Here is a 15,539-nt window from a genome sequence, read left to right as displayed (position 1 = left end):
ACGGGGGATAGGTACTATTATAATATAAGGAGAGAATTAATGATTAATAATCTTAAAATATTAGATATGCCTGAAAGTGAAAGACCTAAAGAAAAACTACTAAGATACGGTGAGGAGGCTTTAACAAATTCTGAGCTACTTGCAATAATTCTTAGAACAGGAACTAAAGGTGAAAATGTATTAAATTTAAGCCAAAGAATAATCGCAGAACTAGAAGGACTAAATGGTATACTTAATGCATCAATGCATGAGATGACAAAAATAAAAGGTGTAAAGGAAGCAAAAGCTTCGCAAATAATTGCAATAGCCGAACTTTTTAGAAGATTTAATACATATAAATCTTTAAATGAGTTTAAGAGGGTAAATTCACCAAGAGATATTTTTAATATATTACATGGTGAAATGGTAACATATAACCAAGAAATATTAAAGTTAATTACATTAAATACAAAAAATGAAATTATAAAAATAAAGGATGTTTTTAAAGGAAGTTTAAATTCTTCACTAATCCATCCAAGAGAAATCTTCAAAGAGGCCATAAAAAATAGTGCGGCTTCAATTGTGATATGTCATAATCATCCATCAGGAGACCCAACTCCAAGTAGTGAGGATATATCAGTGACTACTAGAATTAATGAGGCATCAAAGATTATAGGAATAAATCTTATAGATCACATTATAATAGGTAGAGAACAATATGTAAGCTTAAAAGAAAAAGGAATATTATAATTCGAAAGGGGAATGAAAAATGGGATTTTTCGGAACTAGTAAAGACATGGGAATAGATTTAGGAACAGCTAATACGCTTGTTTTTGTTAAAGGCAAAGGCGTAGTTCTTAGAGAACCATCAGTTGTTGCAATAAATAGCACAACAAGAAAACCACTTGCAGTAGGTACAGAAGCAAAAATGATGATAGGTAGAACACCAGGAAACATTGTTGCTATAAGACCACTTAGAGATGGAGTAATAGCTGACTTTGATGTTGCACATACAATGATAAAATCATTAATAGAAAAAGCAGCAAGCAAGAGTGCATTTAAAGCACCAAGAATAATAGTTTGTTACCCTTCAGGAGTTACAGAAGTTGAAAAGAGAGCTATAGAAGAAGCAACAAAACTTGCAGGAGCAAGAGAAGTTATATTAATGGAAGAACCAATGGCAGCTGCAATTGGAGCAGGACTTCCAGTTAGTGAACCAACAGGAAGCATGATAGTAGATATCGGAGGCGGTACTACAGAAGTTGCTATAATTTCACTTGGTGGAATAGTTACTAGCAGATCACTTAGAGTTGCTGGTGATGAATTAGATCAATCAATAATTGCTTACATCAAAAAAGAATTCAACTTAATGATAGGTGAAAGAACTGCTGAACAAATCAAGATGGAAATTGGATCAGCATACAAGGTTGATGATGAAGTTAAAGAAATGGAAATTAAGGGAAGAGACTTAGTTACTGGATTACCAAAAGTAGTTGAAGTTTCAGAAGTTCAAATAAGAGAGGCTTTAAAAGAGCCAGTATATGCAATAATAGAATCAATCAAAACAACACTTGAAAAAACACCACCAGAATTAGCTGCTGATATAATGGAAAAAGGAATAATGTTAGCAGGTGGAGGAGCAATGCTTAAAGGATTAGATGTTCTAATAATGAAAGAAACAAATATGCCTGTACATATTGCCGAATCTCCATTAGATTGTGTTGTTCTAGGAGCAGGAAAAGCACTAGAAGATTTCGACAGAATAAGCAAGGAAGATAGATAAGAGCATGAAGCGTCTTAAGAACAAACTGGCAGTCACTATAATAGTGCTGTCAGTTGCATTTTTAGGGTTAATTGTTTTTACATTCAAAAGTCCAGATAAAAATATGGTGGAAAGTGGTGCAGGAATAGCTTTAAACCCATTACAAAGAATTGCGTATACAGTAAATACAAAGCTTAAAAGTTTTGTGGATTTATGCTTAAACTTTTCAACTGTTAAGGAAGAAAATAAAAGCCTTACTGAAGAAAATGCTAAGCTAAAAAAAGAGCTACTTGAGTATTCAGGATTAAAAGCTCAAAATGATGAGCTTAGAAAAGTTTTAGATTTTGAAGATTCAAGAAAAAATTATAACTATATAGCTACAAATATCATTGGATATAGTGGTGGAAATATATTAGATGGATATATTGTTGATAAAGGTTCAAATAGTGGTATACAAAAAGGAATGATAGTAATAGCTGCTAATGGACTTGTTGGTCAAGTAACTAATGTAGGAACAAATTGGTCAATTATTCAAAGTATTCTAAATGAAAATATTGCTGTAAGTGTTAAAGTAGAAAGTACTAAAGAAAATACAGGAATATTAAGAGGATATAGAGATAGTAATGGTACATCAGTTTGTAAAGTGGAAAATCTTCCAATGGACTCTCAAATAAAAGAGGGAGATACTATTGTTACTTCTGGACTTGGACAAATATATCCAAAAGATATAATGGTAGGTAAAGTAAAATCAGTTACAGAAGATAAAGTAAAAGTTATGAAAAGTGCTGTTGTTGAACCAGCAGTAGATTTTAATAAATTAGAAAGCTTATTCATTGTAGTACCAAAAGATACGCGCGATATTAAATATAATTAAGAGGTGAGAATATGAAGAAGGTTATATTAGTTTTAATATCAATACTTCTATTGATATTAGATAATTCTGTAATGCCATTTTTAAGTATATATGGGGCCTTTCCAAGCTTATTATTCACCTTTGCAGTTCTTTATTCAATAATAAATGGAGCAGAGGATGCTTTATTTATTGGAGTAGTTAGTGGATTACTACAAGATATTTTTTTCTCAGGGGGCATGGGTATAAATGCTTTAACTAATATGGTAATTTGTTTAATAGCAGCTTATGTTGGAAATGGAGTATTTAAAAAGAAGAAGTTAATTCCGGTTTCAACAGTTTTTGGAGCTACAATAGTAAAACATATAGCCGTATTTTGTATATTTTACTTTTTACATTATAAAGTTAGATTAAACAATATACTTATAGTTGCAATTTACAATTCAGTTATAGCTTTTGTAGCATATAAATTCGTATTAATGCTTTCAAACACTGAAAATGTAAGTAGTAAGTGGAGGTTTAAATGATAGTTAATAAACCAAAAAATAAAAAGAAAAAGATCTCAAGATATAAAGTACTTTATATTGTTATGTTTACTATATTTTCTCTTATAGTGGTTAAGTTAGCATACCTTCAAATATATAAGCATGATGACTATAAAGATAGAGCTAACCAAAATGCAACTAGATTTGTAGCCGAAAAAGCACCAAGAGGAGAAATATTAGATAGGAATGGTAATGTATTAGCAACAAATAAACAAACTTATACATTAACATATACAAGTACAGATGAGGCAGAAAAGAATTTCTATAATACAATGTCAAGTGTATTTAAGATTTTAAAAGATAATAAAGAAAGTGTTCAAGATGATTTACTATTAAAGATAGATAATAATGGTGAATTATACTTTGCATATAAAAGTTCTTCTCCTGATAATCAACAATATGAAAAGATAAGATTTTTAAGAGACAGGGGAATGAATGAAAAAATAGAAAGAAAGAAATTTGGTGACGAGAAAAAGGACTTAACAGATGATCAAATAGCTCAAGTAGATCAAGAGTTACTTGCTGTAACTCCAGAACAAGCTTTTGAATATTTAGTTAAAAACTATTCATTAATTGGATTAGTAGATCCAAATCCATCAACAGATCAAAAGAAAGCTTATGATGAAATGGATGGAGCTGAACTTACTAATTTAATACTTAAAAAGTATTCTAAAAAAGAAATAAGAGACTATATGGTTGTTAAAGATGCAATTAAAATGCAAAGTTTTAAAGGTTATAGATCAGTAACTGTAACAAGCAATATTAACAAAAATACAGCATTTATAATATACCAAAAACTTAATGATTTACCTGGTATTAATGTTGATCTTCAACCAGTTAGAAGTTATCCATATGGAACTTTAGGATCAGCGGTTTTAGGATACGTTGGACAAATAGATAGTTCATTAGAATCAGACTATAAGTTAAGAGGATATGATCCATCAACAGACCTTATTGGTAAATCTGGTATAGAATCAGCTTTTGAAGATGAACTTAAAGGTGTTAAAGGTGGAAAAACTATTAAAGTTAACTCAAAAGGTAAAGAAACAGAAGAGTTATTTAAACTTGAGTCTTACCCAGGAAATAATGTTAACTTAACAATTGATAAAAATGTTCAATATGCTATGCAAGAAGCATTAAAAGATACAATAAATCAAGTTAGAACAAAAAATCAAGATAGTGAAGGACAAAACTTCCCTAATGCAACAAGGGGGGCAGCCCTTGCAGTTGATGTAAAAACTGGTAAGATAATTGCTCTTACAAGTTATCCAGACTTTGATCCAAATCTTTTTGCGATACCTGGACAACTTACTAAAAAACAAACAGAGCAATATTTCGCACCTAACTTTGAAGAGTTTGGTAAAGAATTTATAAAGAGAACTGGAGCTAAAAAATCTTTAGATCAATTATTCCCTAAAGATAAAAATGGCTATAGAACAGATCCATATGATTTATATCCAAGAGCATTCTATAATTATGCAACACTTGGTACATTACCTCCAGGATCTATATTTAAACCAGTTACAGCATTAGCTGGACTTCAAGAAGGTGTTATAACGCCAACTAATCCTATAAATGCTACAGGTATATTTAATACTCATAAGGATGTGTTTGGTGATGGTTTTGCACCACATTGTTGGATATATACGCAAAGCAGAGGTTCTCACGGACCAACTAATGTTGAAAAGGCGCTTCAAGTATCATGTAACTTCTATTTCTATGAAACTGCATATAGACTTTATATGAAAGAAGGAGCAAATATAAATGCGTTAGATGCAATTGCTAAATATGCATGGAAATTAGGACTTGGTGTTGATCCAAATAGTAAGGCAAATCCTTCAACTGGAATAGAAATAGAAGAAAATACAACAGGTCAAACATATAACTTTGAATCTATGAAATCAAGTATGATAAGTCTTGCAAACTTCGAGCTTGCTGATTTCTTAGAAAAGGAAAATCCAAGTGGATCAATGCAAGCAATGTATTCTGGTAATAGCCAAAGATTTATACCATTTGATTTTTCACGTAGTGATGATGACTCAGAAAAATTAAAGGCTTTAAAAATAGATTTAAAGAATAAAATAAAAGAAAGATTTGAAGCTGTTGGAACAGATAAACCAAAGTCAAAGGATACAGAGTTTGCAGCATCTATATTACCAGATGTAAAAGGTATAATGGAAAACTCTGATAAATACAAGGAAAATGTAAAAAAATATGAAGCTAAGTATAATAAAAGTGTAAGTATAAATGATCAAGCATCAATAGTTGCAAACTGTATTGCGAGATATGTTGTAACTGATAAAGCCTCAGAAATGACATCACCTGCACAGCTTGTTTTCGCAGCTATAGGTCAAGGTATAAACCATTATACTCCACTTCAACTTGCAGCATATATTTCAACACTTGCAAATGGTGGTACTAGATATGCACTTCATTTAGTTGATAGTGTAACAGATGTACAAGGAAATGTTGTTGAACAATTTAAGCCTAAAGTTCTTGATAAAATAGATATTAGTAAATCAACATTAAATGCAATAAAGGAAGGTATGAGAAGAGCTAATGACGAAGAAGGCGGTACAGCATCATCAGTATTTAGCACATTCCCAATACAAACAGCAGGTAAAACAGGTACAGCCGATTACTCAAATACACAAAGAGAGTATGGTAGAGCACCATATGCAACATATGTCAGCTTTGCTCCTGTTGATAATCCTGAAATAGCATTTGTTGGAGTTATATATGATGGTGGTCACGGTTCATATACAGCACCAGTTGCTAAGGCAACATATGAAGCCTACTTTAAAGATGAATTATTAAAGAAAAATTATACATCTGATAGCTTTAAGAAATATGTTCTAAAGGCACCAAAAGATAACTCAGAGGCAAGCCAAAAGAAAGCACAAGAAGAAGCAGAAAAGAAGGCAAAAGAAGAAGCAGAAAAGAACAAAGATAAAAAGAAACAAGATCAAGCCAAAGATAAAGATAAGGCAAAAGAAGCTAAAGATAAGGCTCAAAATCAATAATATATAATTATTAGAAGACAGGAAAAAAAGCGGCATAGAGTAAATAAGTACTTTATGTCGCTTTTAATATTAAAAGTAAAGTAAATCTACAAATACTTACATATTAATGATATAATAATAAAGGATTTTATTGTGTTTTGTAGAATAATGTACAGTGACAAATATTGGTGGAGGGAACCAATGATGGATGAGAGAATAATTATAAAAGGAAATAAAAGTGGTTTAATTGCTGAAATAAATATGCATAAATTTAGTGATTTTACAGAAATGCTAGATCTTTTAATAGCAAGGCTATCAAAGGGAAAGCGCTTTTATAGAAAATCAACATTAACTATAAATACAAGTTTAAACTTAATAAACGATAAAGACATAGAACATTTAAAAAAAGTTTTGTTTGAGGAGATAGAAATAGAAGATATCATATGGCAAGATGATAATGCTAAAGAGAAGGAAAAAGAAAAGGAAAAGAAGACTTTTTCAGGTGTCTATGAAGGAAAAACAAAATTTTTAAGAAAGACAGTAAGAGGCGGACAAAGTATAAGGTATAATGGTAATATAGTTATTATAGGTGATATAAATAGTGGTGCTGAAGTAACAGCAGCTGGAAATATTATAGTCTTAGGGGCTATAAAAGGAAATGTTAGTGCAGGTGCAAATGGAAACACTAAAGCTATTATTGCAGCATTTAGTCTTCAACCTGAAATTTTAAAAATATCTAATATAGTAACATTATCGCCAGATGATTCAGAAGAGCCAGAATATCCAGAAGTTGCGAAAGTAAAAGATGGAGCTATAATTGTGGAACCATACTTACCAAATAAATATATTTATTAAAACATGGAGGGATTGTTAAATGGGAGTATCTATTGTTATTACATCAGGAAAAGGTGGTGTAGGTAAAACTACTACAACAGCAAATATTGGTACTGCTTTAGCTGCACTAGGCAAAAAGGTTGTAGTTGTAGATGGAGATACAGGACTTAGAAATTTAGATGTATTAATGGGATTAGAAAATAGAATTGTATATACAATTATTGATGCTATAGAAGGTAGATGTAGATTAAAGCAAGCTTTAATTAAAGATAAAAGATTCCCAAATCTATGTCTTCTACCAACAGCTCAAACTAAAGATAAAGACGATATAAGTGCACAAGATATGCTAAAGCTTGTTAAAGAATTAAAGGAACAATTTGATTATGTGTTAATAGATTCTCCAGCAGGAATAGAACAAGGATTTGAAAACTCAGTAATAGGAGCTGATAAAGCTATAGTTGTAGTAAATCCTGAAATAACATCAGTTAGGGATGCTGATAGAGTTATTGGAAAACTTGATGCTAAAGGTCTTGAAGATCATTCAGTTATAGTGAATAGATTGAATCATGAAATGACTCAAAGAGGGGACATGCTTGATGTAAGTGATATAATTGAAACTTTATCAATTGAATTACTTGGAGTTGTACCTGATGATAGAGAAATAACTGTTTCAACAAACAAAGGTGAACCTATAGTTCTAGAAGAAAATGCAAAATCAGGAAAAGCTTTTAGAAATATAGCAAAGAGAATAACTGGTGAAAAAGTACCTATTATGGATTTAAGTGAAGAGCCACAAGGTCTTTTTGGATCTATAATGAAGTTATTCAAACGTAAGTAGGGGGTATTTGAGATGGGGTTCTTTAGTAGTTTTACAAGTAGTAAACCTAAGCCAAAAGATGTTGCTAAGGATAGATTAAGACTAATACTTATTCATGATAGAGGAGATCTTCCGGCTGAAACTTTAGAAAAGATTAGAATGGAAATTTTAGAGGTTATTTCAAAGTACGTAGAAATAGAAGCTGAAGATGTTGAATTATCTGTAAGCAAGAGTGAAATAGAAGAAGGTCAAGGAGCATCATCATTAGTTGCTAGTATTCCAATAAAGAATATAAAAGGGCAGTAAGACACAGTAACATATAAAAATCTAATATAACATACATGCATAAGGGGAAGTTATAAAAACATCCCCTTTACTTATTTTATATAATTTTTTATTAAAATTTTATTATTTTTTTTAGGATAAGATGTTTTTATATAGAGAATAAAAAGATAATAAGATATAATATAAAAATACAGGTTTTTCAGGAGGTGAAAGATTTTGTTACGAGGTGACTTATTGTTCGATAGACAGAGTACTTATAACAAATATAAGTTAGACTTTAAAAAGATTAGAGATATAGATAAAGTATTATTAATCTCTACTATATTGCTAGTACTATTTGGTATATTAAACATATATCTTGCAAAAAAAGGTGAAAATTTTGCTACTAAACAATTTATATGGTTTATTGTTTCACTTGTAGCTCTATATATATTTATGGCCATTGATTATAGAGTTCTTTATAACTATGTACCAATATTTTATTGGGGTGGAGTTGGACTTCTTATTTTAACTAGATTTGTAGGGTCAGTTAGAGGGGGAGCAAAGGGATGGATTACTTTTGGTCCAGTTTCGCTCCAACCAGCAGAGCTTGCTAAGATTGGTATGATACTGATGCTCGCTAAAAAGCTCGAGGAGATGGATTTAGAAATAAATAATTTAAAAAATTTCTTTACCCTTGTATTTTATGCAGCAGTACCAGTTGTCTTCATAATAGTTCAACCGGATATGGGAATGACAATGGTATCATTCTTTATAGTTCTTGGTATATTTTATGTAGCTGGACTTGATGGAAGAGTAATTGGCGGAGGATTACTTGCCTTATTCCTTGGAATAATAATAGTTTGGAATTCAGGATTAATTCAAGATTATCAAAAAGGTAGAATTACATCATTTATGAATCCAGAAGCTAATATGTCAGGTTCGGGTTACCATCTTAGTCAGTCTTTAATTGCAATAGGCTCTGGAGGAGTTTTAGGTAATACTCCATCTTTAGCAAATGATGCAAGTACAGGTTATGCATCTCAACATGTTCCAGAAGTGCAAACAGACTTTATTTTTGCAGCTATTGCAGAACACTTTGGACTTATAGGAGTATTATTCTTACTTTTATTGTACGGATTATTGATAAGTAGAATGATAACTATAGCCCGAACATCAAAAGATATATTTGGTTCAATAATATGCGTAGGATTAATATCATATTTCCTATTTGCATTATTACAAAATATAGGTATGACTATTGGACTAGTTCCTATAACAGGTATCACACTTCCACTTATTAGTTACGGAGGTAGTTCTCTTTTAACTACAATAATGTCAATTGGATTAATATTAAATGTAGGTATGAGAAGAAAGAAAATCAGATTCTAAAATTAAAAAGGTAAGTTAGATATAATATCTAACTTACCTTTTTGTGTTCTATTAAAGTTCTCATAAATTTAAAGTTTTTTTAATATAAATAAAATAGTAAAAGAACAAGGAGATAATAGAAATGGGAAGTTATAGAAGAGAATATGAAAGTTATTATGACGGAATACTCAAAAAACATGGTAAGAAAAAAGATCCACCTAGAAATTCAAATTTAGGTGGATATAGTAGAAGCTATAATACAGGGGGAAGGAGGAAGAATAAAGGAAGCTTTTCTTATATATTTTTAACTCAGACTACAGGGGCATTAGCATTATTATTAATTATGATGTGTCTTAAATATGCACCTTATAAAGAAGGAAACGATGTATATGCCACATTTAAAGAAATGAGTAATGAAGAAAAGCCTATACTAGGAATGGATTTAAACATAGAAAGTATAAAAGATATTTATGTAGTAGAAGTTTTTAATAACTTAAAAAATAATTTTAAAGACATAGCAGATGATGCAGCTAAAAAAAATAAAAGTTTTATAAATCCTTTATCATCTGGGGAAGTGAAAGAAATTGAAGATGGTGTATCTATAAAAACTAAAGAAGAAAAAGATGTACTTGCAACTTGTGATGGAAAAGTAAAAGAGGTTAAAAAATTAGACAAAGGAAACTTAATTATAATAGACCATGAAAATGGTGTGGAAAGTTATTATGAACTTATAAACAATCCTTCAGTAAAAACTGGAGACAAAATTGAAAAAGGAACATGTATAGGAAAAAGTAGTAAGGTATCAAATGATACTTATGAAATAGAATTTAAGATAAGATATATGGGGCAATTTAAAGAGCCTGGTAATTATGTTGATTTTAAAGGGGAATAAAATTATGTAAAAAGAAGAATTTGAGGTTTTATATTTATGAAGTCATATAAAGTGATAGTAATAGAATTGATGTTATTAGTACTTGCTATAAGTTTTCAAAGTGAAATTTTTATAGGGATTATATCGATAATATTACATGAGTTTACACATATATTTTTTGGAAATAGATTTGGATGTAAATTATATAACTTAAAGATTGGAATAACAGGTGCAAATGCAGAGCTTTCAGATATAGAAGAGCTTTCAGAAAATGAAAAACTTATATTATATTTAAGTGGACCGTTAATGAATTTATTTCTATCATTTATATTATATATAATTTTTAGATTAACTAATATAGATATATTTAATATGGCATGTGGTATAAACTTAGGACTTTTTGTATTCAATCTATTTCCAGCCTATCCTTTAGATGGAGCAAGAGTTTTAGAAATAATACTTTCTAAATATATTATTTATAAGAGAAGTAAAAAGATAGTTGAAATTTTAAGTTTTTTTATAGCAAGTATTTTAATTGTGATGTTTTTTGTATCAATATTATTACATAAAGTGAATATAAGTTTAATCCTAATTAGTGGGCTTATAATATATTCAACTGTTCTAGAGATGAAAATTACTATGTATATAGTAATGGGTGATATGATAAGAAAGCGAAGAAGGCTTAAAAAATATGATTTCATTGAGAATAGAACGGTATCTGTTTATTATAAAAATGAATTGCTTAATGTAATGAGACTAGTTGATAAGAGTAAATTTAATGTATTTTATATTTTAGATGATGAGCTTAAAGTTTTAAAAATCATTTCTGAAAATGAGCTTTTAGAAGCACTTAAAAATTATGGAAACATTAATCTTGAGGAATATATAAATATTTCTAATGAAAATAATATAAATTAAACCTTTAAAGGTAGGATAATAAAAACTTTTTATAAGTTAAAATTTTTAGATTTAATTTGTAAAATTTAGTTTGTTTATTCTACCTTTTTAGTATTTTAATAAGAGTAGAACAAAATTTTAATTTATGCTAGAATATAGGGATGTATATATCGGGTTTGATTTAGCCTTATATATTAGACTAAATTTTAGGAGGATGTAGATTAATGAATAAAATTTCAGATAGCATCTTATGTAAAGTTGAGAAACCAGCTAGATATGTTGGGGGAGAGCTTAACCAAATAATAAAAGATCCAAAAGAAGTAGATATAAGATTTGCTTTTTGTTTTCCAGATGTTTATGAAGTAGGAATGTCTCACTTAGGAACAAGAATACTTTATCATACTATAAATAACAGACAAGATACATATTGTGAAAGAGTGTTTGCTCCATGGCCAGATATGGAAGCAGAAATGAGAAAGAACAATGTACCTTTATATGCATTAGAAAGTAAAGATTCATTAAAAGAATTTAATATATTAGGATTTACTCTTCAATATGAAATGAGTTACACAAATATTTTAAATATGCTTGATATGTCAGGTATTACTTTAAGAGCTTCAGAAAGAGGAGAAGATGAGCCAATAGTAATGGCAGGTGGTCCTTGTGCATATAACCCAGAGCCTTTATATGATATAGTAGATTTCTTTGAACTTGGAGAAGGAGAAGAAATGATGAATGACGTACTTGATGTTTATAAAAAGTACGTAGGCACAAAGGGTAAGAAGAAGGAATTCTTAAGAGAAATATCAAAAATAAGAGGAATATATGTACCTTCATTATATGATGTTACTTACAATGAAGATGGAACAATAAAAGAATTTACACCAAAATATGATGATGTTCCAAAGGTTGTAAAGAAGAGAATTGTTGCAGATTTTGATAAGGTAGATTTCCCAATAGAAGATATGATAGTACCTTATACAGAAGTTGTTCACGATAGAATAGTTCTTGAAACATCAAGAGGATGTACTAATGGATGTAGATTCTGTCAAGCTGGTATGATTTATAGACCAGTTAGAGAAAAGACTAGAGAAACATTAGTAGAACAAGCAAGAAACTTAGTTAAATCAACAGGATATCAAGAAATATCACTTGCTTCATTAAGTATATGTGACTATTCAGATATTAAAAATCTTACACAAGAATTAATGGAAGAGCATGAAAAGAATAAAGTTGGTATTGCATTACCTTCAATAAGAATTGATGCATTCTCAGTTGATTTAATAAAAGAGATTCAAAAGGTTAGAAAAACAGGTTTAACATTTGCACCAGAAGCAGGTTCTCAAAGAATGAGAGACATAATAAATAAGGGGTTAACAGAAGAAAGAATTCTTGAAGCCTCAAGAAGTGCATTTGAATCAGGATGGAGTACACTTAAGCTTTACTTCATGATAGGTCTTCCTTATGAAAGAATAGAAGACTGTGCAGGAATAGGCGAACTTGCAAATAAAATAGCAGATGAATATTATGCTGTTCCAAAGAATGTTAGAAATAAAGGTCTTAGAATAACTGTAAGTACTTCAATTCTTGTACCAAAAGCATTTACTCCATTCCAATGGGCGCCAATGGAAAGAATGGAAGTTGTAACTGAAAAGATAAAAGCAGTTAAAGAATCAATAAAATCAAGAAGCATAGTTTATAACTATCATGCTCAAAAAACTTCATATATGGAAGCTGTATTTGCTAGAGGAGATAGAAAACTTTGTGATGTTTTAATTAAAGCATTTGAAAAAGGTTGTAAGTTTGATGGATGGTCAGAATACTTCAAATTTGATGCATGGCAAGAAGCTCTTAAAGAATGTAATGTAGATGGTGATTTCTACACTTATAGAGAAAGAAGCTATGATGAAATATTACCTTGGGACTTCATTGATATAGGAGTAAATAGAGATTATTTAGTTATAGAAAACGAAAAAGCTAAAAATGAAGAACTTACTCAAAACTGTAGAAAAGGATGTACAGGTTGTGGTATAAACGTAAACTTTAAAGAAGGAGAGTGTTTTAAAGGTGCGATATCTAATTAAATTTACTAAAGAAGCAAATATAAAATTCATATCACATTTAGATTTAATGAGAACAATTCAAAAGGTTATAAGAAGATCAGGTTTACCAGTTGAATATTCAAAGGGATTCAATCCTCATATGTCACTTTCACTAGCACAACCTCTTTCAGTTGGAGTATATTCAAGCGGTGAATATATGGATGTAGTATTCAGTGAAGAGAGAGATCCAGAAGAAATTATAAATAAATTAAACGAATGTACAGCAAGTGGGATTAAATTTATAAATGCAAAAGGTATTGAAATAATTCCAAATGTAAAAAGATTACCTCAAGCTATGGCACTTATAGATGCAGCAAGGTATACAATAAAGATCCAATATAATGATATATCAAAATTTGAAGAAGAGCTTAAAGCTTTCTTAGATAAAGAAGAATGGGTAATGCTTAAAAAGAGTAAAAAAGGTGAAAAGGAAGTTGACATAAAACCTTTAGTACATGAACTTAAGTATTGGACTGTGGATAATGAGGCTGTATTTAATGTACTTATAAGTTCAGGTAGTAGAGAACATTTATCGCCAGACCTTTTTGTTAAAGCAATAAAAGATAACACAACTAACTATAACGAAGATGCTTTTGTTCCTATAAAGAGAGAAGAAATGTATTTAATGAGAGAGGGTACATTTGTGCCTCTTTATCAATGTGTATAGGAAGTGTTTAATTAATGAAAGAGATTTTTATTGAAAGAAGAGATAAATCTTTAAGAATTGCAGTTAAACTTAATAATGAACTAGAAGAGTGCTTTATTGAAGAAAAGACTGATGAACCAACTACTGGAGAAATATATAAAGGTAGAGTTAAAAATATAGTTCCTGCAATAAATTCTTTATTTATAGACTTAGGACTTGAAAAAGAAGGCTACATGTACTTTAGTGAAGAGCTTAAAAGAACAAACATCAAAAAAGGTGATGAGCTTTTAGTTGAAGTTTTAAAAGAACCTTTAAATGAAAAGGGAGCAAAAGTTACTAATAAGTACAGCATACCAGGAAAATATTTAGTTTTTACTCATGGAGAAACTAATATATCTTTCTCAAAAAGAATAACTGACGAAGTTAAGAAAAAGCTAATACTTGCAGAACTTGAAGAAGTAGAAGGTATCAATATAGTTGTAAGAACTGAAGGAGCAAATGTTCCAATTGAAGTTCTTAAAAAAGAAAGGGAAAAACTTAAAGAAATATATGAAGAAACAAATAGAAAACTTATATATAGTACAGAACTTGGAAAAGTATATGGTGAAGATATTTCTTTAAATAAAGTTTTAAAAGATAACATTACTAAAGGTAATGTAAAGATATATGTAGATAATATAAAAGATTATGAATTTGTATCTTCATGTATAGATGGAGAAGAAAATGTTAGCTTAGTAATGTATGAAGGCCTTAGAACTCTTTTTGATTATTATAATATAGAAAAAGAGATATTAAAGCTTAGACATAATAAAGTTACATTAAACTGTGGTGGAGATATTGTAATTGAAAAGACTGAAGCTATGTATGTAATAGATGTTAATAGCGGAAAAAATATAAAAGGAAGAAGTCTTGAAAAAACAATACTTCAAACTAATGTTGAAGCTGCAAAAGAAATTGGAAAGCAAATAATGCTTAGAAATTTAAGCGGAATAATTTTAATTGACTTTATTGATATGAGAGATAAAAGTCATAGATTTGAAGTTATGAAAGCTTTAAAAGAAAGTCTTAAAATAGATAAAGGAAATAGCAAAATATATCCATTTACTGAACTAGATTTAGTGCAAATTACAAGAAGACGTAGAGGAAAAAGTATTTATGACTCTATAGAAGAAAAATGTGATTTATGTAAAGGTAGTGGAAATATACTTAAATTATCTTATATAGAAGATTTAATAAAAAATGATATTTTAAGATCAGTAGAAGATAATACTATTGAAAGTTTTTATATAGAACTTGATAGCATTTATAAAGAAAGAGTTAAAGGTGACTTATTTAATTTCTTAAAAAATATTGGAGGATTAGATAAGGAAATATTCTTAAATTACTTAGATGGAATTAATGGATATAAAATAGAGCCTTTAATCTTTAAAAATCAAAAAGAAAACCTAGAAAACTACAGAGTTAAGAACATAGAAAAATATTAATTAAATTTCTTTACAAAAAATGTAGGATATGATAAGATAGGTAGGTAAACCGCTCACGATAGGGTTTTTTATAAACAGAATTAACATTCTGTACCCATAGTGGCGAGACCGTTAT

General features: G+C 29.5%; 14 protein-coding genes. All 14 read left to right on the top strand.

Annotated elements, in window-relative coordinates; translation table 11 throughout:
* The first annotated feature begins 39 nt into the window (after positions 1-39).
* On the top strand, positions 40-729 hold the full coding sequence (radC, locus tag ACZ5TJ_RS12340; RefSeq protein ID WP_464200098.1) for a RadC family protein: 690 nt from the start codon (positions 40-42) through the stop codon (positions 727-729).
* 19 nt (positions 730-748) lie between these two features.
* Positions 749-1,762, top strand: a complete 1,014-nt coding sequence (locus ACZ5TJ_RS12335; protein ID WP_039313648.1) for a rod shape-determining protein — start codon at positions 749-751, stop codon at positions 1,760-1,762.
* Between the two features lie 4 nt (positions 1,763-1,766).
* Positions 1,767-2,615: a rod shape-determining protein MreC gene (mreC, locus tag ACZ5TJ_RS12330; protein ID WP_464200096.1), complete on the top strand. Its 849-nt coding sequence runs from the start codon at positions 1,767-1,769 to the stop codon at positions 2,613-2,615.
* Positions 2,616-2,626: 11 nt separating this feature from the next.
* Positions 2,627-3,118: a rod shape-determining protein MreD gene (gene mreD / locus ACZ5TJ_RS12325; RefSeq protein ID WP_464200094.1), complete on the top strand. Its 492-nt coding sequence runs from the start codon at positions 2,627-2,629 to the stop codon at positions 3,116-3,118.
* Positions 3,115-6,159, top strand: coding sequence for a penicillin-binding transpeptidase domain-containing protein (locus tag ACZ5TJ_RS12320; protein WP_464200092.1), 3,045 nt, complete (start codon positions 3,115-3,117; stop codon positions 6,157-6,159). The genes mreD and ACZ5TJ_RS12320 overlap by 4 nt, the downstream gene beginning before the upstream one ends.
* Before the next feature lie 183 nt (positions 6,160-6,342).
* Positions 6,343-6,993: a septum site-determining protein MinC gene (gene minC / locus ACZ5TJ_RS12315; protein ID WP_464202335.1), complete on the top strand. Its 651-nt coding sequence runs from the start codon at positions 6,343-6,345 to the stop codon at positions 6,991-6,993.
* 19 nt (positions 6,994-7,012) lie between these two features.
* Positions 7,013-7,810, top strand: coding sequence for a septum site-determining protein MinD (gene minD / locus ACZ5TJ_RS12310; protein WP_054200342.1), 798 nt, complete (start codon positions 7,013-7,015; stop codon positions 7,808-7,810).
* Positions 7,811-7,822: 12 nt separating this feature from the next.
* On the top strand, positions 7,823-8,095 hold the full coding sequence (gene minE / locus ACZ5TJ_RS12305; RefSeq protein WP_464200089.1) for a cell division topological specificity factor MinE: 273 nt from the start codon (positions 7,823-7,825) through the stop codon (positions 8,093-8,095).
* A 213-nt stretch (positions 8,096-8,308) separates the two neighbouring features.
* On the top strand, positions 8,309-9,445 hold the full coding sequence (rodA, locus tag ACZ5TJ_RS12300) for a rod shape-determining protein RodA (protein WP_464200087.1): 1,137 nt from the start codon (positions 8,309-8,311) through the stop codon (positions 9,443-9,445).
* A gap of 121 nt (positions 9,446-9,566) precedes the next feature.
* Positions 9,567-10,316, top strand: coding sequence for a M23 family metallopeptidase (locus ACZ5TJ_RS12295; RefSeq protein WP_464200085.1), 750 nt, complete (start codon positions 9,567-9,569; stop codon positions 10,314-10,316).
* A 36-nt stretch (positions 10,317-10,352) separates the two neighbouring features.
* On the top strand, positions 10,353-11,213 hold the full coding sequence (locus tag ACZ5TJ_RS12290) for a site-2 protease family protein (protein ID WP_464200083.1): 861 nt from the start codon (positions 10,353-10,355) through the stop codon (positions 11,211-11,213).
* Between the two features lie 203 nt (positions 11,214-11,416).
* Positions 11,417-13,276: a TIGR03960 family B12-binding radical SAM protein gene (locus ACZ5TJ_RS12285; RefSeq protein ID WP_464200081.1), complete on the top strand. Its 1,860-nt coding sequence runs from the start codon at positions 11,417-11,419 to the stop codon at positions 13,274-13,276.
* A complete protein-coding gene (locus tag ACZ5TJ_RS12280) occupies positions 13,260-13,961 on the top strand; it encodes a TIGR03936 family radical SAM-associated protein (protein WP_464200079.1) in 702 nt (233 codons plus the stop codon). The genes ACZ5TJ_RS12285 and ACZ5TJ_RS12280 overlap by 17 nt, the downstream gene beginning before the upstream one ends.
* A 14-nt stretch (positions 13,962-13,975) precedes the next feature.
* Entirely contained in the window at positions 13,976-15,424 is a 1,449-nt protein-coding gene (locus ACZ5TJ_RS12275; RefSeq protein WP_055207843.1) for a ribonuclease E/G, read from the top strand.
* Positions 15,425-15,539 lie beyond the last annotated feature (115 nt).

The sequence above is a fragment of the Clostridium budayi genome (genome assembly GCF_055396605.1).
This window is presented reverse-complemented; position numbering and strand designations above follow the sequence as displayed.